At 67.7% G+C, this 22,178-nt stretch carries 20 protein-coding genes; 12 read left to right on the forward strand and 8 right to left on the reverse strand.

What is annotated here, in order from left to right; translation table 11 throughout:
• Window positions 1-236: 236 nt before the first annotated feature.
• On the forward strand, window positions 237-2,912 hold the full coding sequence (locus SMIR_RS18680; protein ID WP_212727183.1) for a transglycosylase domain-containing protein: 2,676 nt from the start codon (window positions 237-239) through the stop codon (window positions 2,910-2,912).
• Window positions 2,913-3,112: 200 nt separating this feature from the next.
• Window positions 3,113-4,624: a glycosyltransferase family 87 protein gene (locus tag SMIR_RS18685; protein ID WP_168493533.1), complete on the forward strand. Its 1,512-nt coding sequence runs from the start codon at window positions 3,113-3,115 to the stop codon at window positions 4,622-4,624.
• Window positions 4,625-4,743: 119 nt separating this feature from the next.
• Here SMIR_RS18685 and SMIR_RS18690 read toward each other — a convergent pair whose 3' ends face one another.
• The 3 genes from SMIR_RS18690 to SMIR_RS18700 form a co-directional block, all read right to left on the reverse strand.
• The gene (locus tag SMIR_RS18690) at window positions 4,744-5,775 is read right to left on the reverse strand and encodes an alanine racemase (RefSeq protein WP_075031480.1); all 1,032 of its coding nucleotides are present in this window, start codon (window positions 5,773-5,775) and stop codon (window positions 4,744-4,746) included.
• Window positions 5,776-5,944: 169 nt separating this feature from the next.
• Window positions 5,945-7,066: a peptidoglycan bridge formation glycyltransferase FemX gene (gene femX, locus SMIR_RS18695; RefSeq protein ID WP_054236451.1), complete on the reverse strand. Its 1,122-nt coding sequence runs from the start codon at window positions 7,064-7,066 to the stop codon at window positions 5,945-5,947.
• A gap of 236 nt (window positions 7,067-7,302) precedes the next feature.
• Window positions 7,303-7,614 (reverse strand): hypothetical protein, encoded by a 312-nt coding sequence (locus tag SMIR_RS18700; RefSeq protein WP_054236452.1) that lies wholly within the window; start codon window positions 7,612-7,614, stop codon window positions 7,303-7,305.
• A gap of 312 nt (window positions 7,615-7,926) precedes the next feature.
• On the opposite strand from SMIR_RS18700, the gene rpsF reads away from it, so the two are divergent.
• The 4 genes from rpsF to rplI all read left to right on the forward strand — a co-directional run bounded on the left by rpsF (window position 7,927) and on the right by rplI (window position 9,653).
• Complete coding sequence (rpsF, locus tag SMIR_RS18705) at window positions 7,927-8,217, forward strand: 30S ribosomal protein S6 (RefSeq protein ID WP_004950685.1); 291 nt, start codon at window positions 7,927-7,929, stop codon at window positions 8,215-8,217.
• A gap of 77 nt (window positions 8,218-8,294) precedes the next feature.
• Complete coding sequence (locus tag SMIR_RS18710; RefSeq protein ID WP_097225374.1) at window positions 8,295-8,894, forward strand: single-stranded DNA-binding protein; 600 nt, start codon at window positions 8,295-8,297, stop codon at window positions 8,892-8,894.
• 57 nt (window positions 8,895-8,951) lie between these two features.
• Window positions 8,952-9,188 carry a 30S ribosomal protein S18 gene (gene rpsR / locus SMIR_RS18715; protein ID WP_003949403.1) on the forward strand — a complete coding sequence of 79 codons (237 nt, stop codon included), beginning with the start codon at window positions 8,952-8,954 and terminating at the stop codon, window positions 9,186-9,188.
• 18 nt (window positions 9,189-9,206) lie between these two features.
• On the forward strand, window positions 9,207-9,653 hold the full coding sequence (rplI, locus tag SMIR_RS18720; protein ID WP_054236454.1) for a 50S ribosomal protein L9: 447 nt from the start codon (window positions 9,207-9,209) through the stop codon (window positions 9,651-9,653).
• 226 nt (window positions 9,654-9,879) lie between these two features.
• On the opposite strand, the gene SMIR_RS18725 is transcribed toward rplI, so the two are convergent.
• A complete protein-coding gene (locus tag SMIR_RS18725) occupies window positions 9,880-11,217 on the reverse strand; it encodes an MATE family efflux transporter (RefSeq protein WP_212727184.1) in 1,338 nt (445 codons plus the stop codon).
• 459 nt (window positions 11,218-11,676) lie between these two features.
• On the opposite strand from SMIR_RS18725, the gene dnaB reads away from it, so the two are divergent.
• The gene (gene dnaB, locus SMIR_RS18730) at window positions 11,677-13,152 is read left to right on the forward strand and encodes a replicative DNA helicase (RefSeq protein WP_054236456.1); all 1,476 of its coding nucleotides are present in this window, start codon (window positions 11,677-11,679) and stop codon (window positions 13,150-13,152) included.
• Between the two features lie 91 nt (window positions 13,153-13,243).
• On the forward strand, window positions 13,244-14,629 hold the full coding sequence (locus tag SMIR_RS18735; protein WP_168493529.1) for a serine hydrolase domain-containing protein: 1,386 nt from the start codon (window positions 13,244-13,246) through the stop codon (window positions 14,627-14,629).
• 61 nt (window positions 14,630-14,690) lie between these two features.
• On the opposite strand, the gene SMIR_RS18740 is transcribed toward SMIR_RS18735, so the two are convergent.
• Window positions 14,691-15,143: a GNAT family N-acetyltransferase gene (locus SMIR_RS18740; RefSeq protein ID WP_168493527.1), complete on the reverse strand. Its 453-nt coding sequence runs from the start codon at window positions 15,141-15,143 to the stop codon at window positions 14,691-14,693.
• 70 nt (window positions 15,144-15,213) lie between these two features.
• A complete protein-coding gene (locus tag SMIR_RS18745) occupies window positions 15,214-15,672 on the reverse strand; it encodes a MarR family winged helix-turn-helix transcriptional regulator (RefSeq protein ID WP_168493525.1) in 459 nt (152 codons plus the stop codon).
• A 141-nt stretch (window positions 15,673-15,813) separates the two neighbouring features.
• Here SMIR_RS18745 and SMIR_RS18750 point away from each other — a divergent pair, with 141 nt between their 5' ends.
• Both SMIR_RS18750 and SMIR_RS18755 read left to right on the forward strand, forming a co-directional pair.
• The gene (locus SMIR_RS18750; RefSeq protein WP_168493523.1) at window positions 15,814-17,022 is read left to right on the forward strand and encodes an MFS transporter; all 1,209 of its coding nucleotides are present in this window, start codon (window positions 15,814-15,816) and stop codon (window positions 17,020-17,022) included.
• A 95-nt stretch (window positions 17,023-17,117) separates the two neighbouring features.
• Window positions 17,118-17,540, forward strand: coding sequence for a GlcG/HbpS family heme-binding protein (locus SMIR_RS18755; RefSeq protein ID WP_168493521.1), 423 nt, complete (start codon window positions 17,118-17,120; stop codon window positions 17,538-17,540).
• Window positions 17,541-17,649: 109 nt separating this feature from the next.
• Here SMIR_RS18755 and SMIR_RS18760 read toward each other — a convergent pair whose 3' ends face one another.
• A complete protein-coding gene (locus SMIR_RS18760) occupies window positions 17,650-18,516 on the reverse strand; it encodes a GNAT family N-acetyltransferase (RefSeq protein WP_168493519.1) in 867 nt (288 codons plus the stop codon).
• A 178-nt stretch (window positions 18,517-18,694) separates the two neighbouring features.
• Between SMIR_RS18760 and SMIR_RS18765 the strand changes: the two genes are divergently transcribed.
• Both SMIR_RS18765 and SMIR_RS18770 read left to right on the forward strand, forming a co-directional pair.
• Complete coding sequence (locus SMIR_RS18765) at window positions 18,695-19,327, forward strand: HAD family hydrolase (RefSeq protein ID WP_168493517.1); 633 nt, start codon at window positions 18,695-18,697, stop codon at window positions 19,325-19,327.
• A 397-nt stretch (window positions 19,328-19,724) separates the two neighbouring features.
• A complete protein-coding gene (locus SMIR_RS18770) occupies window positions 19,725-21,548 on the forward strand; it encodes a globin domain-containing protein (RefSeq protein WP_422664446.1) in 1,824 nt (607 codons plus the stop codon).
• Window positions 21,549-21,594: 46 nt separating this feature from the next.
• Here SMIR_RS18770 and SMIR_RS18775 read toward each other — a convergent pair whose 3' ends face one another.
• Complete coding sequence (locus tag SMIR_RS18775; RefSeq protein ID WP_054236463.1) at window positions 21,595-22,077, reverse strand: NUDIX domain-containing protein; 483 nt, start codon at window positions 22,075-22,077, stop codon at window positions 21,595-21,597.
• Window positions 22,078-22,178 lie beyond the last annotated feature (101 nt).

Below are 22,178 nucleotides of genomic sequence, written 5' to 3' on the forward strand. Positions count from 1 at the left end.
CATACGAAGCAAGTTGCCTGATTTGGGGTGAACTTCAGAGAAAGAGGGGTTTTGACGGTGCGTAGTCTGTGCGCCATGCAAAACCACCGGGAACCGAGTGACGCCTGAGGGCGTCCTTGTCCCTGGTGCAGTACGGGTGAATGCGCAAACGACCGCATCCGTACTTCGGGGGGACCGGAAACCAGCTGCCGTTTCCAGGCGCGCACGGGTGCGCCTGCCCGAGGAGTAATCGTTCGATGAGCGAGCACCGTCGCAAACCGTCGCAGCCACAGGGCGGCGGACGTGCCGCGGCCCGACGCGGCCAGACCGGCCCGTCCTCCGGCCGCCGTGCGGCACCGCGAGGCGCCACCGGGTCCCCTTCCGACTCCTATGAGTCGGGAGGTGAGGAGGAGCGCCCGTACACCGGCCGCGCCGAGGCCCGGCGTGCAGCCCAGAGAAGCAGCGGTGGCGGCCGGCGCAGAGGCGCCGACGCCACAGGGCCCGGCGGCCGCCGCGGCGGTCCTGACGGACCCGGGCGCGCGCGGGCCTCTGGGCCTGTAAAGAAGCGTTTCATCGACTACCCGCGCGCGGGCAAGTCGGGAGCCGGGCGCTGGATGCCCTCCTGGAAGCTGGTGACGGGGCTGTTCATCGGCTTCTGCGGGAGCCTGGTGGCCGTGGCCGGTATCGGGTACGCGATGGTGAGTGTCCCGAACATCGCGGATACCGCCACGGCGCAGAACAACGTCTACTACTGGGCGGACGGCAGCCAGATGGTCGCCACCGGTGGTGAGACGAACCGCCAGATCATCAACTACGAGCAGATTCCCCCGGCGATGCGGTACGCCGTCATCTCACAGGAGAACAAGACCTTTGAGACCGACAGCGGCGTCGACCCGAGGGGTATTGCGCGCGCCTTCTTGAACATGGCCAAGGGCGGCCAGACGCAGGGTGGCTCCACCATCACCCAGCAGTACGTCAAGAACGCGATGCTGGACGACCAGTCGCAGACGATCTCCCGGAAGTTCAAGGAGATCTTCGTCGCGATCAAGGTTGGCGCCACGGTCGACAAGAAAAAGATCATGGCCGGCTACCTGAACTCCGCGTACTACGGTCGCGGGGCCTACGGGATCCAGGCGGCCGCGCGCGCGTACTTCAACAAGGACGCCGAGTACCTCGACCCGAGCCAGTGCGCCTTCCTGGCGGCGATGCTCAAGGGCGCCACGTACTACGACCCGGCGGGTGCGACATCGCTCGACGCTGCCGCCACTCCCGAGGCCAACACGAGGCGGGCCACGGCCCAGTGGTCGGACACTCTGAACAAAGAGGTCAAGTACGGCCACCTGAGCGCCACGGAGCGAGCCAAGTACAAGACGCTCCCCAAGGCTCAGAACCCGCGGTCGAACACTCGACTCAGTGGCCAGATCGGCTATCTCGTCGATCTCGCCAAGGCGTACGTCATCAACAACACCAAGATCACCGCGAACCAGCTTCAGCAGGGCGGCTACTCGATCAAAACGACCTTCGACAAGAAGAAGGTCAATGCGCTCGAAAAGGCCGTGGCGGAAGTCCGCAAGAAGAAGATAGACCCCAAGTTGCGGCCGAAGACGGACACGTACGTCCAGTTCGGCGGGGCCTCCGTCGACCCATCCACGGGCGCGATCAAGGCCATCTACGGCGGTGAGGACGCGACCAAGCACTTCACGAACAACGCCGACCAGACCGGTGCCCAGGTGGGTTCGACGTTCAAGCCGTTCGTACTCGCGGCCGCCATGCAGTGGGGTGTGAAGGATCCCGGCCTGGGGTCGTCGCAGTCGCAGGACGAACGCACGGTGGTCTCTCCGAAGAGCCTGTACAGCGGCAAGAACAAGCTCAAGATCAAGAACTACGATCACTCCGTCTGGACCGACAAGGACGGCAAGGAGTGGCTCCAGACCAACGACGGAAACGAGTCGTACAACCCGCCGAGTTACAAGATCGATCTCCGCGAGGCGATGAGGGAGTCCGTGAACTCCGCCTACGTGCAACTCGGTATGGACGTGGGCCTGGACAAGGTCGAGCAGGCCGCGCTGAACGCGGGCATCCTCAAGACCAGTCTGGCGAGCTCCAACTTTCCCTCGTTCTCCATTGGTACCTCCGACCCCAGTGCGATCCGTATGGCCGGCGCGTACGCCACCTTCGCGGACAGCGGCCAGCAGCACGATCCGTACTCGGTCGAGAAGATCACCAGCAAGGACGGCACGGTGTTCGAGCACAGGAGTGTCGCCAAGGCGAAGGAAGCCTTCTCTTCGGAGGTCGCGGACAACGTCACCGACGTGCTGAAGACGGTTGTCGATAAGGGAACCGGCACCGCCGCACAGCTGACCGGCCGCGAGGTGGCCGGCAAGACCGGTACGACCGACGGCAACAAGTCGGCGTGGTTCGTCGGATACACCCCGCAGTTGTCGACCTCGATCGGCATGTACCGCTTGGACGACGACGCGTCCAACAAGAGCCGCACGTTCCTGGAGATGTACGGCACGGGCGGCGAGAAGAAGATCCACGGCGCCTCGTTCCCGGCTCAGATCTGGCACGACTACATGGAGCAGGCGCTCGCGGGCACGAAGGCGGAGCCCTTCCCGACGCCCGAGCCCATCGGCAAGGTCCTCAACGACACCCCGAGCCCGTCCGCGACCCCGTCGACCACACCGTCGCCGTCGGCGAGCCCGACGCCGAGTACCTCGCCGAGCCCGTCCCTCAGCAGCTCTCCCACGGCCTCGCCGACCGACACCTGCGGCAACTTCAGCTGGAACTGTGGGAACAACGGCGGGACGGACGCGGGGAGCACCGGCGGTGCGACCGGAACCACCTCACCCACGCCGACAGCGACCAATACCAGCGGGAACACCAGAGGTAATGGCAATGGCGGCATCTTCGCCGGACAGAATGGCGGATAGATAGACGCGTAACCCGAGGAACAGGGGCCGTCAGCTGTGGCTGACGGCCCCTGTTCTGTGCGTGCGGGTCGAACGTTCTGTGCGTGCGGGTCGAAATGCGCAGCCGCGCCTCGCTCACCCGGCGGCATCGTGGGCGCCGGACGGTAAGAGCTTCACTGCCCCTGCGGCCATTCTCAGACGCGTACGGCAGGATGTGCGCCATGCCCAGTGCAGAGACGACGCGAACGAGCGTGCGCGAGCCCGAGCCGGTGCGGCCGACCAAGGACGACGAGGTCGCCGTGGCCGGAAGTGAGCTGATCGGCGGCCCCATCGGACGGAGAGCGCTGCTGGGGGCGTCCTGGTGGACTCCGGTACGGGTGATCGCGCTCGTCGCGATCGGCATGTTCGCCCTCGGTATGGTGCAGAAACTGCCCTGCTACGACAGCGGCTGGTTCTTCGGGGCCAGCACGCAGTACACGCACGCGTGCTACTCGGACATCCCGCACCTCTACCAGGGACGCGGTTTCGCCGACGGGCTCGTGCCGTACTTCGACAAGCTCCCCGGCGACATGGACTACCTCGAGTATCCGGTCCTGACCGGTCTGTTCATGGAGGTCGCGGCCTGGCTCACGCCGGGCGGCGGCAGCATTCAGCACCAGGAGCAGATCTACTGGATGGTCAACGCCGGGATGCTCATGGTGTGCGCGGCGGTCATCGTCGTATGCACCGCGCGCACCCACCGCCTGCGCCCCTGGGACGGCCTCCTGGTCGCCCTCGCGCCCGCCTTCGCGCTCACTGCCACCATCAACTGGGACCTCCTCGCGGTGGCCCTGCTGGCCGCCGCGATGCTCATGTGGTCGCGTGGCCGCTCCCTCGCCTTCGGCATCCTGCTCGGGCTCGCCACGGCCGCCAAGTTCTACCCGTTCCTGCTCATGGGACCGCTGCTCGTGCTGTGCTGGCGGGCGGGCAAGTGGCGGGAGTTCGGGAACGCGCTCATGGGCGCGGTCGGAGCCTGGCTCGTGGTGAACCTTCCCGTGATGTACCTCGCGCCGGAAGGCTGGGCGAAGTTCTACAGCTTCAGCCAGACCAGGGGGATCGACTTCGGTTCGGTCTTCCTGTTCATCTCCACCTGGTGGAAGATCCCGATCAGCTACCAGACGGCGAACGCGTGGGCGCTGGTCATGATGCTGCTCGTCTGCGTGGCCATGGCCACGCTCGCGCTCACCGCCCCGCGCCGCCCCCGCTTCGCCCAGCTGGCCTTCCTGATCGTCGCGGCCTTCATCCTCACCAACAAGGTCTACTCGCCCCAGTACGTGCTGTGGCTGATCCCCCTGGCCGCGCTGGCCCGGCCGAAGTGGCGGGACTTCCTGATCTGGCAGGCGTGCGAGGTCGCGTACTTCCTGGGGATCTGGATGTACCTCGCGTACACGACCAGCGGGGACGCCCACAAGGGCCTCTCCTCCCACGGGTATCAGTTCGCGATCGCCGCCCACCTCGTGGGCACGCTGTACCTGTGCGCCGTGGTCGTACGCGACATCCTCATGCCGGAGCGGGACGTCGTGCGCAGGGCGGGCGAGGACGATCCCTCGGGAGGCGTTCTGGACGGCGCGGAGGACGTCTTCGTGCTCGGCGCGGCGGCCCATCCACCGCGGCACGCGGCCCACTTCGAGGGGCCTCAGGTGGAATGGGGCGGCAACGGCGGGGGGCCGGCCCCGGAGGACAGTTCGCTCTGAGCGAACGAGGCTCGGCCCGGCTCCGACGGGCAACGCGAAAGGCCGTACACGGTGTGTGTACGGCCTTTCGCGTTGTGCCCCCAGGGGCAGGAGCGCGGGCAGGTGCTCGTGTCCCGGGGTCAGCGTTCCACGATGCGGTCGAACTGCGTGGTGGTGTGCCGCAGATGGGCCACCAGCTCGTCGCCGACCTGAGGCTCCGTGGCGTCCGACGGTACGAAGAGGATGGACACCTGCATGTGCGGCGGCTCGGCGAACCAGCGCTGCTTGCCGGCCCAGACGAACGGAGAAAGGTTCCGGTTGACCGTCGCCAGGCCGGCTCGGGCGACGCCCTTGGCGCGCGGCATGACGCCGTGCAGAGCCTTCGGGGCCTCCAGGCCCACTCCGTGCGACGTACCGCCCGCCACGACGACCAGCCAGCCGTCGGAGGCCGTCTTCTGCTGCCGGTAGCCGAAGCGGTCGCCCTTGGAGACGCGGGTGACGTCCAGGACGGCTCCGCGGTACTCGGTCGCCTCGTGGTCCCCCAGCCACAGCCGGGTGCCGATACGGGCGCGGAAGCGGGTCTGCGGGAACTGCTGCTGCAGCCGCGCGAGCTCATCGGCCTTGAGGTGGCTGACGAACATCGTGTGCAGCGGCAGACGGGCCGCGCGCAGACGGTCCATCCAGCCGATGACCTCCTCGACGGCGTCCGATCCGTCGGTGCGGTCCAGCGGCAGGTGGATGGCGAAGCCCTCCAGCCGGACGTTCTCTATGGCGGAGTGCAGATGCGGTAGATCCTGCTCGCTGACACCGTGCCGCTTCATCGAGGACATCACCTCGATGACGACACGGGCGCCCACGAGGCCGTACACGCCGTCGATGGACGACACCGAGCGGATGACACGGTCGGGCAGCGGTACGGGCTCCTCGCCCCGCCTGAACGGCGTCAGGACCAGCAGATCGCCGCCGAACCAGTCCTTGATCCGGGCGGCCTCGTACGTGGTGCCGACGGCCAGGATGTCCGAGCCGAGGCGGGTGGCCTCGTCGGCGAGCCGCTCGTGGCCAAAGCCGTAGCCGTTGCCCTTGCAGACGGGGACGAGCCCCGGAAACTGCTCGGACACCTGCTTGTGGTGTGCCCGCCAGCGCGCGGTGTCGACGTAGAGCGTGAGCGCCATGGCCGGTCCCGGAACCTTTCTCGTGGCTGCGGTGAATCAGAGGTAGGGAAATTGTGGCGGATCCGCTGGACCGACGGGGCGACGCCGGGCCGGATGGGGGCTCGGCATGCGCTCCGGACTGGCTCAACGGCGCGACGTGTACAGGCTCAGTGTCGCGGCATGTACTGGCTCAGCGTCGCGACATGTAGATGTCGAGTGCCTTGTGGAGCAGCTTGTTGAGCGGGAAGTCCCACTCGCCGAGGTACTCGGCGGCCTGCCCGCCCGTGCCCACCTTGAACTGGATCAGACCGAAGAGGTGGTCCGTCTCGTCCAGAGAGTCGGAGATGCCGCGCAGGTCGTAGACGGTCGCACCCAGGGCGTACGAGTCGCGCAGCATCCGCCACTGCATCGCGTTCGAGGGCCGGAACTCACGCCCGATGTTGTCCGATGCGCCGTACGAGTACCAGACGTGCCCGCCGACGACCAGCATCGTGGCCGCGGACAGGTTCACGCCGCCGCGCCGGGCGAAGTAGAGCCGCATCCGGTTGGGGTCCTCGGTGTTGAGGGCCGACCACATGCGCTGGAAGTACGACAGCGGGCGCGGCCGGAAGTGGTCGCGGATCGCCGTGATCTCGTACAGCCGCTGCCACTCCTCGAGGTCGTGGTAGCCGCCCTGGACGACCTCGACGCCCTCCTTCTCGGCCTTCTTGATGTTGCGCCGCCACAGCTGGTTGAAGTTCTTGTGGACCTCTTCCAGGGAGCGGTTGGCCAGCGGCACCTGGAAGACGTAGCGGGGCTGCACGTCGCCGAAGCCGGCGCCTCCGTCCTCACCCTGCTGCCAGCCCATGCGGCGCAGCTTGTCGGCGACCTCGAAGGCGCGCGGCTCGATGAAGTCCGCCTCGATGTCGCGCAGGCGCTTCACGTCCGGGTTCTGGATGCCGCCCTTGATGGACGTGGCCTCCCAGCGCCGGATGATCACCGGCGGGCCCATCTTCACGGAGAAGGCGCCCTGCTGCTTGAGGTGCGCGAGCATCGGCTGGAGCCACTCGTCGAGGTTCGGCGCGTACCAGTTGATGACCGGGCCCTCGGGGAGGTAGGCGAGGTAGCGCTTGATCTTGGGCAGCTGGCGGTACAGCACCAGCCCGGCGCCCACCATCCCGCCGGTCCGCTCGTCGAACCAGCCGAGGCTCTCGGAGCGCCACTCCGCCTTGACGTCGGCCCATGCCGGAACCTGCATGTGGCTCGCCGCGGGCAGGCTCTGGATGTAGGCCAGATGCTGCTCTCGGCTGATGGTCCTCAGGGTCAGGCTCATTCGGGGCGCTCCTCGGGCTGGTGTGTCCCCATGGGTACAGGGGCTCCGGCTCTCGCGCCGAAGCCTACTGCGCCCTGGGAGCGCCCCGACTGGCCGCACTGAACCTACGTCCCGACCGAAGCGTGGTCAGGACGTTCTGGGGTGATGTGTCCGGCTGTTTCGGCGCGAGGTGGTATCTCCGGCCGCCCGGACGAGGTTGTGCGGCTGCCCCGGCCCGCGGAACGGGTCCGGGTGCCTCAGCCGATGATGCCGCCGAAGAGGCCGCCGTGCGCCATGCCGAGGAAGAAGCCGACGGCCGAGGCACCGAGACCCAGGATCAGGCCGAAGCGTTCCCGGGTCGTCTCCGAGATGAACTGCCCGGAGGCGCCGGTGATGATCCCGATCAGACCTGCCCACGAGCTGATGAGATGCAGGCTGTTGAAGGCTGCCGTGATGAGAGCGGTGACTCCGAGCACCAGAGTCACCGCGAGCAGCGTGTCTTGGAGGGGGTGGGGCTTGTGGTCCGTCGCGAACAGAGAGCCGGCAACGGTGGGTCGCGTCTGTGCCATAGGGCACCTCCTGCGGAAGGCGGCGCATCGTAGCGCCATACACACCCGATGTGTACAGATTGACGGTGACCCCGGCCGGATTTCAACCGGAAGCGGGTGTGCAGGTACTCTGTACCCTCTGCACCGGTGTCTGCCCAGACCATGGCCAGGTCACGACAAGGATTCCCCGTCGGTTCACCGATCACTCGGTACATCGACGGACTCTTCTTGTCCGTGGCGTTGTCAGTGGCGGCGGATACCGTTGCGAACGCATCACAACCCTCCTGCCACGGAACCGCCGTGGCCGTTGAGTCCAAAGGAGGTGGGTTCCACATGCGTCACTACGAGGTGATGGTCATCCTCGACCCCGATCTCGAGGAGCGCGCTGTCTCCCCGCTGATCGAGAACTTCCTCTCCGTCGTCCGTGAGGGCAACGGAAAGGTCGAGAAGGTCGACACCTGGGGCCGTCGTCGTCTCGCGTACGAGATCAAGAAGAAGCCCGAGGGCATCTACTCGGTCATCGACCTGCAGGCCGAGCCTGCGGTCGTCAAGGAGCTCGACCGCCAGATGAACCTGAACGAGTCGGTCCTCCGGACCAAGGTCCTCCGTCCCGAGACCCACTGAGCTCTGCAGCTCAGCTGATCTCGGGCATCGAGTAGCAGCACTAGCAGCCAGCAGCAAACCCGCCGAGAGGTTCCCCCATGGCAGGCGAGACCGTCATCACGGTCGTCGGCAATCTTGTCGACGACCCCGAGCTGCGCTTCACCCCTTCCGGTGCGGCGGTCGCGAAGTTCCGTGTCGCGTCCACCCCCCGCACCTTCGACCGTCAGACCAATGAGTGGAAGGACGGCGAGAGCCTGTTCCTGACCTGCTCGGTCTGGCGTCAGGCGGCGGAGAACGTCGCCGAGTCGCTCCAGCGAGGCATGCGCGTCATCGTGCAGGGCCGACTGAAGCAGCGGTCCTACGAGGACCGTGAGGGCGTCAAGCGCACGGTCTACGAGCTGGACGTCGAGGAAGTCGGCGCCAGCCTGAAGAACGCCACGGCCAAGGTCACCAAGACCACCGGTCGCGGTGGCCAGGGCGGTTACGGCGGTGGCGGTGGCGGCGGCCAGCAGGGCGGCGGCTGGGGCGGAGGCTCCGGTGGCGGCCAGCAGGGCGGCGGCGGAGCTCCCGCGGAGGACCCCTGGGCGACCAGCGCTCCTGCCGGTGGCAATCAGGGCGGCGGCGGTGGCGGCTGGGGTGGAAACTCCGGCGGCTCCGGCGGCTCTGGCGGCGGCTACTCGGACGAGCCCCCCTTCTAGGCCCCCGGGCCGAGGGTGGGCCGTACCCCCACTTCTTGATCACACAGGAGATACACCATGGCGAAGCCGCCTGTGCGCAAGCCGAAGAAGAAGGTCTGCGCTTTCTGCAAGGACAAGGTCACGTACGTGGACTACAAGGACACGAACATGCTGCGGAAGTTCATTTCCGACCGCGGCAAGATCCGTGCCCGCCGCGTGACCGGCAACTGCACGCAGCACCAGCGTGACGTCGCCACGGCCGTGAAGAACAGCCGTGAGATGGCGCTGCTGCCCTACACCTCCACCGCGCGATAAGGGAAGGGTGACCGACTAATGAAGATCATCCTCACCCACGAGGTCTCCGGCCTCGGTGCCGCGGGCGACGTCGTCGACGTCAAGGACGGTTACGCTCGCAACTACCTGATCCCGCGGAACTTTGCGATCCGCTGGACCAAGGGCGGCGAGAAGGACGTCGAGCAGATTCGTCGTGCTCGCAAGATCCACGAGATCGCGACCATCGAGCAGGCCAACGAGATCAAGGCCCGCCTCGAAGGCGTGAAGGTCCGTCTGGCCGTCCGCTCCGGCGACGCCGGTCGTCTCTTCGGTTCCGTCACCCCGGCCGACATCGCTTCGGCGATCAAGGCTTCCGGTGGCCCCGAGGTCGACAAGCGCCGTATCGAGCTGGGCTCGCCGATCAAGACCCTGGGCGCCCACGAGACGTCCGTGCGTCTGCACCCCGAGGTTGCCGCCAAGGTCAACATCGAGGTCGTCGCGGCCTGACCGCTGCGCTCGGCATAGCTGAGAGAAGGGCCGTACCCGCTGGGGTACGGCCCTTCTTCGTTCGGCAGGGGCGAGCTGTCCTATGTTTCACGTGAAACGGGGGTTTCACGTGAAACAGGTCTGAGGGCGAGGACGGGGGCGGGGGCGACGGCCAGGGCGAGGGGCAGGGCAGGTCAGGTTGGCCGGCCGTACCGGCCGTTTCACGTGAAACGGCCGGCGTACTGGTTCAACGCGTTGCGCCCGTGACGATCCAGCGTCCCGAGCGGGAGCGCAGCCACAGGGTCAGCATCCGCACCGTCGTCATCAGCGTCATCGCTCCCCAGAGCGCGGTGAGCCCGCCGCCGAGCGTGGGCACCAGCAGCGCCACGGGAGTGAAGAGCGCCAGGGTGAGCAGCATGGCCCATGCCAGGTAGGGGCCGTCTCCCGCGCCCATCAGGACTCCGTCCAGGACGAAGACGACCCCGCTGATCGGTTGTGAGACGGCCACCAGAACCAGGGCGGGAAGCGCCGTGCTCTGGACGGCCGAGTCGCTGGTGAACAAGGGAAGGAAGATCGGGCGGGCGGCGATCACCAGCAGGCCGAGGACGACGCCGGAAGCGATGCCCCACTGGACCATGCGGCGGCAGGCCTCGCGAGCACCCTGAGCGTCGTTCGCACCGAGATAGCGTCCGATGATGGCCTGTCCGGCGATGGCGATCGCGTCGAGCGCGAAGGCGAGCAGACTCCACAGGGACAGGATGATCTGATGTGCGGCCATATCGGCGTCCCCGAGCCGTGCGGCGACAGCCGTGGCGATCATGAGGATCGTCCTCAGCGACAGAGTGCGCACGAGCAGGGGCGCACCGGCCTGAGCGCAGGCCCGTATCCCGGCGGCGTCCGGGCGTAGCGAGGCCCCGTGCTTTCGGGCTCCGCGGACGACGACGAAGAGATACACCGCCGCCATACCGAACTGGGCGATGACGGTCCCCCAGGCGGAGCCGGCGATACCCAGTCCGGCGCCGTAGACGAGGCCCGCGTTGAGCACGGCGTTGGCGACGAAGCCCCCGACGGCGACATAGAGGGGGGTCTTCGTGTCCTGCAGTCCGCGCAGGACCCCGGTGGACGCGAGCACGATGAGCATCGCGGGGATGCCGAGCGAGGAGATGCGCAGATAGGTCGTCGCGTACGGGGCCGCGGTGTGCGAGGCACCGAAGAGTTCCACAAGAGCGGGTGCCGTGGGCAGGACGGCCGCTATCACGACCGCGCCGAGCAGCAGCGCGAGCCAGATGCCGTCCATGCCCTGGCGTATCGCGGCCCGCAGATCACCGGCGCCGACCCGTCGGGCGACGGCGGCGGTGGTGGCGTACGCGAGGAAGACGAAAACGCTGACGGCGGTCGTGAGAAGGGCGGAAGCGACACCGAGGCCCGCCAGCTGCGCGGTGCCGAGGTGTCCGACGATGGCGCTGTCGGCCATCACGAAAAGAGGCTCGGCGACGAGTGCGCCGAAGGCCGGAACGGCCAGCGCGACGATCTCTCGGTCGTGTCGGCGTCGGGCGGCCTCGGGTGCCGGGGGAGCCTGTGTCATGGGCACCAATCTAATCTTCCACAGGTAAGAGATGCAAAGTGATAGTGACCATTACCCGAGCTCTCGTCGGGCGTGTCGCCGTGTACCGTTTGCAGCGATCTTGGTCCTACCGGGAAAGTTTTTCTTCTGCACAGCCGGTGGATGGTAAACGAGCAGGTCAGAGCGGTTTCTTTCGAGTGGTTGAGGGCTTGTTCACAGGCCTGTCCACCGGGTCGTGCACAGGTTTTGTGGAGTTCTCCACAGCATCCGGGCCGTCGTCCACATGGCCTGTGGATAACCAGATTGGCTGACGGTGCCCGCGGGCCTAACGTGGTGCGGCGCCCGCTCTCTTCTCTGCCCTCGGAAACCTCGCAAAACCGACGTGTCAGAACCGGAGTTGGGCTTCTTAGTTGTCAGTGCCGTGCCGTAGAAATGAAGGGCACGGTTAGGTCCGCTCGGCGGACGGGAGGAGGTGGCTCGGTGAGTATTTCCGAGCCCTTGGACGACCCGTGGGCCGACAGCGGTCCCAGTGATCGTCTGCCCGCTTCCCGCCGAGGCCGCGAGGGTGGCCGGGGCCGCGACGAACAGCACGACCGCGACCGGGACAACGGGCCGTGGGAAGGCGGAGGTTCGTCCTTCGAGCGCGTACCTCCCCAGGACCTCGACGCCGAGCAGTCCGTTCTCGGTGGCATGCTCCTGTCCAAGGACGCCATCGCCGACGTCGTCGAGGTCATCAAGGGCCACGACTTCTACCGGCCCGCGCACGAGACCATCTACACCGCGATCCTCGATCTGTACGCGAAGGGCGAGCCGGCCGACCCGATCACGGTCGCAGCCGAGCTCACCAAGCGAGGTGAGATCACCAAGGTCGGTGGTGCCTCGTATCTGCACACCCTCGTCCAGACGGTCCCCACGGCGGCGAATGCCGAGTACTACGCGGAGATCGTCCATGAGCGCGCGGTCCTGCGCCGCCTGGTCGAGGCCGGCACGCGCATCACACAGATGGGATACGCGGCCGACGGCGACGTGGACGAGATCGTCAATACCGCCCAGGCCGAGATCTACGCGGTCACCGAGCAGCGCACCACCGAGGACTACCTGCCGCTCGGCGACATCATGGAGGGCGCGCTCGACGAGATCGAGGCGATCGGTTCACGGTCGGGCGAGATGACCGGTGTACCGACCGGCTTCACCGACCTCGACTCCCTCACGAACGGTCTGCACCCGGGCCAGATGATCATCATCGCGGCTCGTCCCGCCATGGGTAAGTCGACGCTGGCGCTGGACTTCGCACGGGCCTGTTCGATCAAGCACAACATGCCCAGCGTGATCTTCTCGCTCGAAATGGGGCGCAACGAGATCGCGATGCGTCTGCTGTCGGCCGAGGCCCGCGTGGCCCTGCACCACATGCGATCCGGCACGATGACCGACGAGGACTGGACGCGGCTCGCGCGCCGGATGCCCGACGTCTCGGCCGCGCCGCTCTACATCGACGACTCCCCGAACCTGTCCATGATGGAGATCCGCGCCAAGTGCCGGCGCCTCAAGCAGCGCGCTGATCTGAAGCTCGTCGTCATCGACTATCTCCAACTGATGCAGTCGGGCGGCAAGCGGTCCGAGAGCCGGCAGCAGGAGGTCTCCGACATGTCGCGAAACCTGAAGCTGCTGGCCAAGGAGCTGGAGCTGCCGGTGATCGCGCTCTCGCAGCTCAACCGTGGTCCCGAACAGCGCACGGACAAGAAGCCCATGGTCTCCGACCTGCGTGAATCCGGATCGATCGAGCAGGACGCGGACATGGTGATCCTGCTGCACCGTGAGGATGCCTACGAGAAGGAGTCACCGCGCGCGGGCGAGGCGGACATCATCGTCGGCAAGCACCGTAACGGCCCGACGGCCACGATCACCGTGGCCTTCCAGGGCCACTACTCGCGCTTCGTGGACATGGCACAGACCTGATCCGCCCTCCTGGGCGCGGTGCGGAAGACATGCGCCCGGTCTTCGGGGAAATGCACTCGACGTGCGGTGCCCGGCCGGGTGGACTGAGGGCATGACGACACCTCAGGAAAAGCTCCTTCCCGGCACGCGCCGGGCTCTGTTGCACCGCATCGCCGCCGCTCAGGCCGAGGGGCGGGCGCCGTCGCTGGTCGCGGCGGTCGTCCGGGGCGGGGAGCCGGTGTGGCACGGGTCGCGCACTTCGGTGGACGGGCACGGACCGGACGAGAACGTGCAGTACCGGATCGGTTCGATCACCAAGACCTTCACGGCCGTGCTGGTGCTGCGGCTGCGCGACGAGGGACTGCTCGACCTGGGCGACCCGCTGGAGAAGCATCTGCCGGGCACCGGTGCGGGGGAGGCCACCATCGCCCAGCTCCTCACGCACACCGGCGGGCTGGCGGCCGAGACGCCCGGCCCCTGGTGGGAACGCACACCTGGTTCGCTGCGTCCCGAGCTCTCCGACGTGCTCGGTGAGCAGCCCTTCCTGCATCCGGCCGGGCGGCTGCACCACTATTCGAACCCCGGCTACACCCTGCTGGGCGCACTGATCGAGGAAATGCGGGGAGTCCCCTGGGAAGAGGCCCTGCGGCGCGAGGTGCTCGACCCGCTCGGCCTGCACCGCACGAGTGGGCAGCCGCAGGCACCCCACGCGGGTGGCTGGGCCGTGCATCCGTGGGCGGACGTCATGATGCCGGAGCCCGCCGAGGACCTCGGCCGAATGGCTCCGGCCGGGCAACTGTGGTCCACCACGGGGGATTTGGCCCGCTTCGCCGTCTTCCTGGCCACGGGGCACGCGGCGGTGCTCAGCGCGGAGTCCCTGCGGGAGATGCGTATGCCCGCGGCCCCCTTGGAAGCCGATCAGCTCGCCTCGGGAGACTCCTACGGGCTGGGACTGCAGGTGCTGCATCGGTCGGGCCGGATCCTGGTGGGCCACTCAGGGTCTCTGCCCGGCTTCCTTGCGGCGCTCGCGATCGGTGTGGAGGACGACGTGGCGGCGGTGGTGCTGGCCAACTGCACCTCCGGTCCGCGGGCGCTGACCGTGGCCACCGATCTCGTACGAATTGTCGCCGAGGCTGAGCCGCGGATTCCCGAGCCATGGCGTCCGGCCGCCGAAGTCGATCAGTCCGTCCTGGAGTTGGCCGGCCCCTGGTACTGGGGTACCCAGGCGTGCGCGTTGCGTCTGAGGGCCGACGGCATGGTCGAGATGGGCCCGCTGGCCGGGGGTGGCCGCGGGTCGCGCTTCCGGGCGAACGGTGACGGGACCTGGACGGGGCTCGACGGCTACTACAGGGGGGAGCCGCTACGGGCCGTACGGCGCCCGGACGGGTCCCTGAGTCACCTCGACCTCGGGTCGTTCGTCTTCACGCGTCAGCCGTACGACGAGGGCGCTCCTGTGCCGGGAGGAGTGGACCCCGAGGGCTGGCGAGGGATTCAGTAGCCGCTGTCCTGCTGCGGGGGGCTGTTTCACGTGAAACAGCCCCTTGGAGCACACAGGTGGCTCAGAGCGCCAGCTTGAAGCCCACGTGTGAGGCCGTGAAGCCGAGCCGCTCGTAGAAGCGGTGGGCGTCAGTGCGGGTGGCGTCGGAGGTCAGTTCGACCAACTGGCATCCCTGGCGCCGGGATTCTTCGATCGCCCACTCGATGAACCGGGAGCCGAGGCCGCTGCCGCGCTCGTCGGAGTGGATGCGCACGCCCTCGATGAGGGAGCGGGTCGAGCCCTTGCGGGACAGCCCGGGTATGACCGTGAGCTGCAGGGTGCCGACGACGCGTCCCTCACGCACCGCGACCACCAGGTGCTGATTCGGGTCGGCGCTCAGCCGCTCGAGCGCGGCCAGGTAGGGGGTCAGGTCGTCGGGTGACTCCCGCTGGGCGCCGAGCGGATCATCGGCGAGCATCGCGACGATGGCGGGGACATCGTCCGAAGCTGCCGGTCGAATCTCAAGATCTCCCATGGCCACAGCGTATCCAGGCCCTGCGCGGACTGTGCGGGTGCCCGGCGGGGGACGGGAGGTCGTCCCCTGCCTAGGCGGACACGCTCGCCGATTCCACTACACGGACCAGTGGGGCCAGTTCGGGGGACTTGGCCGCTTCGTCGAGCGCCTCGCGCAGGGCGCTGTCATTGGTGGGCCGCGCCTCTTCGAGGAGCTTGAGGCCGGCCTCGCTGACATTCGTGTAGATGCCGCGGCGGTCGGTCGGGCACAGATAGCGGGCGAGCAGACCACGGTCCTCGAGCCGGGTGACGAGCCGTGTGGTGGCGCTCTGACTGAGCACGACCGCGTCCGCGACCTGTTTCATCTGCAAGTGACCACCCTCGCCGTCGTGCTGTCGGCTGAGCACGTCGAGCAGGGAGTACTCCCGCACGCTGAGGTCGTGCTTGGTCTGCAGGGCGCGCTCGATGTGGGCCTCGATCCTCCCGTGCAGTAGGGAGAGGGCGCACCACCCCTGAGCAAGGGCGGTGAGCGCGGGGTCCGTGGCTGTCATGGCGTGTTCCTCCGTCCCGGAGCAGCTGACACCAGGGTAGAGCACGAGCGCAATAGTCCGCTCTTGCGTATAGCCCGCGTGTGCAACTATTGTGAACGCACGCAAAGCGCTCCTGCAATCGTTTGGGAAGGTGTCCCCACCATGCCTCTCGCGCTTCTGGCCCTCGCGATCGGGGCCTTCGGAATCGGAACCACCGAGTTCGTGATCATGGGTGTGCTGCCCGAGGTCGCCGGTGACTTCGGTGTCTCCATCCCCATGGCCGGCCTGCTGGTGACCGGCTACGCCCTCGGCGTGGTGATCGGCGCCCCGATCATGACCGCGCTCGGCACGAAGGTGTCCCGCAAGCGGATGCTGATGTTGCTGATGGGGCTGTTCGTCGTCGGCAACCTGCTCTCCGCCGTCGCCCCGGGCTTCGGGCTGATGCTGGCGGGCCGAGTCGTCGCCTCTCTTGCCCACGGCGCCTTCTTCGGTATCGGATCGGTCGTCGCCGCCGAGCTTGTCGCGCCGGAGAAGAAGGCAGGGGCGATCGCCATGATGTTCAGCGGTCTCACCATCGCCAATGTGGTCGGTGTCCCCCTGGGCACGTTGATCGGGCAGTCCGCGGGCTGGCGGGTCACCTTCGCCGGAGTCGCCGCGCTCGGAGTGATCGGTCTGCTCGGTATCGCCAAGCTGGTCCCCGAGATGCCGAAGCCTGAGGGCGTACATCTCCGCCACGAGCTCGCCGCCTTCAAGAACGTCCAGGTCCTGCTCGCCATGGCGATGACCGTGCTCGGCTTCGGAGGCGTCTTCGCGGCCATCACCTACATCGCGCCGATGATGACCCACGTCGCCGGCTTCGCCGACACCTCCGTCACCTGGCTGCTGGTCCTCTTCGGCCTCGGCATGGTCGGCGGAAACCTCATCGGCGGCAGGTTCGCCGACCGCGCCCTGATGCCGATGCTGTACGTGTCCCTGGGCGGCCTCGCCATCGTGCTCGCCCTGTTCACCGTGACCGCGCACAACAAGATCCTGGCGGCCCTCACGATCGCGCTGATCGGCGCCCTCGGGTTCGCGACTGTGCCGCCGCTGCAGAAGCGCGTCCTCGACCAGGCGCACGGTGCCCCCACCCTGGCCTCGGCCGTGAACATCGGTGCCTTCAACCTCGGCAACGCCCTCTCGGCCTGGCTCGGTGGCCTCGTCATCGCAGCCGGCCTCGGTTACACCGCCCCCAACTGGGTCGGTGCGGTGCTCGCCGCGGGGGCCCTGGTCCTCGCCGTCGTCTCGGCAGCCCTGGAGCGCCGAGCCGATACCGCCGGCACCGTAGCGGACACGAGCGCGCCCATCGAGCAGCGGACCGCCGTCCACCACTGAGCCACTGAGCCACCGAGTAGCAGCCGGCCCCTCACGGCTGAGCCCAGCCCCCTGATCGGCCACGGCCGAACAGCACCTCAAGGAGAAAGTCCCTCATGACCACCACCGTCGCCGTTGCTCCGCTGACCATCCAGGACGCCGAGGTCCTCGTCTCTGCGGCCCGTCGCGCCGCCGAGGCCGCCGGGGTCACGGTCAGCGTCACCGTCCTCGACGCGGGCGGCCATCTGCTCGCCTTCCGGCGTGACGACCGCGCCGTACTGATTTCCGGCGAGACCAGCACGCGCAAGGCCTACACGGCCCTCCAGCTGGACTCCGCCACCAGGGAACTGGTCGACGCGGTCCAGCCCGGCGGCCTTTTCCACACCCTGCCCACCGCGCTCGACCGTCCGCTCCTGTTCATCGCGGGCGGTGTTCCGGTCCGTCGCGACGGTCGTCTGATCGGCGCGATCGGGGTCGGTGGCGGAGCGCCCGACCAGGATCACGACTTCGCCACGGCGGCGGTGGAGGCGCTCGTCTGACCGCACCCTCGTAGAGAAGCGCCGGTCCCCCACAGACATCGAGGACCGGCGCTTCTCTACGAGGTGAGCGACTCTCTGCGCGATGGACGCGACTGCACCCCGGCGGCCCTCAGCCCGCTGCCACCGTGAGCGGAGCGAAGCGTCGCGTCCAGTCCCCGGGCAACTCCGAGATCCCGTACGTCATCACCGCGTTGAAGCTAGTGGGCTCCAGGCCGTGTTCCTTCGCCCAGGACAGCAGCTCTTCGTGCCGTACGTCGATGTCGGTGCGCAACGTGCGGTCGGTGTGGGCGGCGAGCGAAGTGATGAGTGCCTTCGCCGTCTCGGTGTCACGGGCGATCAGCGGACCCACCACATGGGTGTCCATGTTGGGCCAGGCCGCCGCGTAGCCGATGATCCGGCCGTTCTCCACGGCGACGCGCAGCTGGTCGGAGAAGGCGGGCAGCCGCGTGATCACATGGGTGCGGTCGGAGCCGAAGACTTCCGCGTCGAGCCGAAGAATCGTGGTGAGGTCCTCGGCGGTGGCCGGGCGCGTGGCCACCTTCGGGTCCGGCCCGCCAGCGACGAAGTGTCCACGGACCATCTCGGCGCAACCCGTGACCTTGAAGCCCAGCTCCTCGTAGAGCGGTCTGCCGTAAGGAGTCGCGTGCAGGGTCAGCGGGGTGGTGCCCATCTCTGCCACGACGTGCCGCATCAGGTGTCGGCCGACACCCTGGCGGGCATGCCGCTCGGCGACCAGCACCATTCCGATCGCTCCCAGTTCGAGCTTCGCCGGCGTTCCGTACTCGGTCACGACGCAGGCGGTGACAAGACCGCCGTCGGGGTCGTCGATGCCGTAGCCCGTCCCGGCGGTGAGGAGCAGACCCCACTTGTGTTCCTCACGGGGCCACCCCCGGTTCTCTGACAAGTCGGCGCAGGCGGTGAGATCGCGAAGCGTCAGTCGGCGGATGGGCAGAACGGCGTGGGAAGGTGTCGACACGCAGGTCAGGCTGTCTGACATACACCCCTGACGTCCACCTGTTTGCCCAGGGACCTATGCGCTTTTGGCCATGTCATGCCCCAGGTGTGGCATGGGGACAGCGGCGTTTCCCACAGCACGCGGACAGATGTTTCACGTGAAACGGCGAAGAGTGCCCGGACCGCTAACCTCGGCTTCCATGCCACGCCTTCATCTCTTCGACCTTGATGGAACGCTGCTGTACGGGAGTTCCGCGCCCCAGGAGATCTCACGGCAGATCGGTCTGGAGGCCGAGACCGTTGCGCTTGACCAAGCGATCTCGGCAGGACGGATCGGTCCGCCGGAGTACGCCACACAGGTGCACGCCTTGTGGGTGGATCTCAGGGAGGAACATGTGGCGGCGGCCTTCGAGGGCGCGCCGTGGCTGTCCGGCATCGAGGAAGTCTGGGCGGAGATCAGGGACAACGGCGACTACTGCGCCGTCGTCTCCCTCTCGCCCTCGTTCTTCGTCGAGCGACTGACGGCGTGGGGTGCGCATGCGGCATACGGTTCGCGGTTTCCCGCTCTGCCGTTCAGCGAGCCCGTTGATCTCGCGGGCATTCTCAGTGCCGCGGCGAAGGTGCAGATCGCGGACCGGCTCTGTGAAGAGTTCGGGGTGATGCGGGCCGATTGCGTCGCCTATGGCGACTCGCTGTCCGACAAGGACCTGTTCGAGACGGTGCCGGTATCCGTCGCGGTCAATGCGGATCGGCATCTGACGGGCCTTGCCACGCACTCCTACATGGGTCGGGACCTGTGGGATGCCTATGAATTGGTCCGACGCGCCTTGTAATTACGGAAGTTGAGAGTGGGCCGTCGCTCCTTCGGGCGGAAGGAAGGGGGTACTTGTGTGCGGGGCAGCTGCCGGTATGGTCGACTCCGGTTCGCGTCCGTCGTGATGTACGCACGTCTCGTGGGGCACGAACGCAGGCCAATGCAGCGTAACGGGACGGAGAGATCGAAGACCCGTATTTTCCGTTATGCGGCCGGGCGTTGACTCGGAGTGGGATGCTGCGGTGAGAGCGGTGCGGTCAATGTCACATTCTCGCCCTACTTGTCCGTACAGAGCGGCAATCCGGGTTGAATGTGGCCGCATTGGCCGGTGGGGACTGAACGGGGCAGGAAAGCAAGTCGTCTACGGGGGAAAGTAGGCATCTTCCGACCGCGGAAGTGCGCAGACCGACCGAAAGATGTTCGAGGCGAGGCACACCATGGACGCTCCGACCACCACGTCGGCCGACAACGGCACTTCCGGAGGCAATGGCGGGGGCGGCTGGTTCACACCGCGCAAGGAACCACTGCCGTCCGGTGGGGAGAGAGAGCCCGCCGACGGCCGCCGTCTGGCAGCGATGCGCCCGGTCGGCCGACCCGCCGCGGGTCGGGGAACGACAGAGCAGGAACGAATATCCTCCGCCGTGGAGGGGGAGGCGACTTCCCAGCAGGCCGCGCCCACTGAGGCCCCACGCCCCGAGCCGGAGCCCGCCCACGCATCCGCTCGGCCGTTGTCAGGTCCGGCCGGGCCCGACCACGGCGCTGCGCAGTCCGATGCCGGCCCGGAGCAGTCCGTGTTCGGACGGGAGTGGACGGATCCCGGGCGTGAGCAGTCCGGCCCCGGCCCGCAGCCGCGTGTACCTGCCCAGGAGCAGCGCCTTGCCGAGCCTCGGGTCCCGGTCCAGGAGCAGCGGTTCCGCGAGCCTCCCGAGCCCTTCGACAGGCCGCGGTTGCCTGAACCTCCCGCTCCCTTTGACAGGCCGCGGTTGCCCGAGCCTCCCGAGCCCTTTCAGAAGCCGCTGTCGCCCGAGCCTCCCGCGTTCCGTCAGACGCCCCCGCTGCCCGCGTCGGGACCGTCCGGCCCTGAGCCGCGGATGCCCGCCCAGAGGTCCGCTTCCACTCCGCAGCCGTCTCCGGACGCCGTGCTCATCCGCCGGACCATGGCCGAGGTCGGCCCCGTCGCCGACAAGGTCACTTCTTACTTCTACGCACTGCTCTTCGTGCGCCACCCGGAACTGCGGCCGCTGTTCCCCGCGGCGATGGACACCCAGCGAGACCGACTGCTCAAGGCGCTGCTGACCGCCGCCGAACACATCGACAACACCCCGGTTCTCGTCGACTACCTGCAGAACCTCGGCCGTGGCCACCGCAAGTACGGCACCCGGCCCGAGCACTACCCGGCCGTCGGTGAGTGCCTCATCGGCTCGCTCAGCCGGTTTGCCTCGGCGATCTGGGACTCCGAGACCGAGGCGGCCTGGGTGCGCGCGTACACGACGATCTCCCAGGTGATGATCGACGCGGCGGCCGCGGACGAGCTGCGCGCCCCGGCCTGGTGGTACGCGGAGGTCGTCGCGCACGACCTCAGGACGCCGGACATCGCTGTCATCACGGTCCGCCCCGACCAGCCGTACCCCTTCCTCGCCGGGCAGTACACGAGCCTGGAGACGCCGTGGTGGCCGCGCATATGGCGGCACTACTCCTTCGCTTCGGCGCCGCGGTCGGACGGACTGCTGTCGTTCCATGTGAAGGCGGTTCCGGCGGGCTGGGTTTCCAACGCGCTGGTGCACCGTGCCCGTCCCGGCGACATCATCCGGCTCGGCCCGCCGGCCGGATCGATGACCGTCGACCACACCACCGACAACGGACTGCTCTGCCTCGGCGGCGGCACCGGCATCGCGCCCATCAAGGCGCTGGTCGAGGACGTCGCCGAGCATGGGGAGCGGCGGCCGGTCGAGGTCTTCTACGGTGCCCGAACCGATCACGACCTGTACGACATCGACACGATGCTGCGGCTGCAGCAGAGTCACCCATGGCTTGCCGTGCGCCCGGTCGTCGACCAGCAGGCGCATCTCCATCTGCCCGACGCCGTACGCGAGTACGGGCCGTGGAACGAGTACGACGCCTATCTCTCGGGGCCACCCGGCATGATCCGCAGCGGGGTGGACGCTCTGAGGGAAGCGGGCATCCCGTCGGACCGCATACGCCACGACTCGGTCGAGGAACTCGTCGCGGCTGGGGACTGACCGGGCTCACCCAACAGAGGGGGCCAGGACCCCGGCCCGAAGAGCCTCAGCCCAGGTCCGGTGCGTGCATCGCCCGTACGCCCTCGATGTTCCCGTCGAGATAGTGCCGCAGGGACAGCGGTACGAGGTGGACGGAAGCGATGCCGACCCGGGTGAACGGCACCCGCACGATCTCGTACTCGCCGCAGGGCTCGTCCACCTCGGGACCGTGCCGCTGCGACGGATCCATGGACTCCAGACGGCAGACGAAGAAGTGCTGCACTTTCACGCCGGTCGCGCCGCCGTCATCACCGATGTGCTCGACGGTGTCGACGAAGCAGGGCACCACATCGGTGATCTTGGCGCCGAGTTCCTCGTGCACCTCACGATGGAGTGCGTCGACGACAGTCGTGTCTTCCGGTTCGACCCCTCCACCCGGTGTGAGCCAGTAGGGATCGACGCCGGGTTTGGTGCGCTTGATCAAGATCAGGTCGTTGCCATCGAGCAGGATGGCGCGGGCGGTGCGCTTGACCACGGGTCGGACGGTCATGGGAGAAATGTGGCCCGGCTGGTTCCACGTGAAACATCGCGGAGCCCCGAAGGACTCAGGAAGGGCTCAGAAAGCCCCCTGGGAGGCTCAGGGAGCCCGGG

It is taken from the genome of Streptomyces mirabilis (genome assembly GCF_018310535.1).
Taxonomy (GTDB): Bacteria; Actinomycetota; Actinomycetes; order Streptomycetales; family Streptomycetaceae; genus Streptomyces.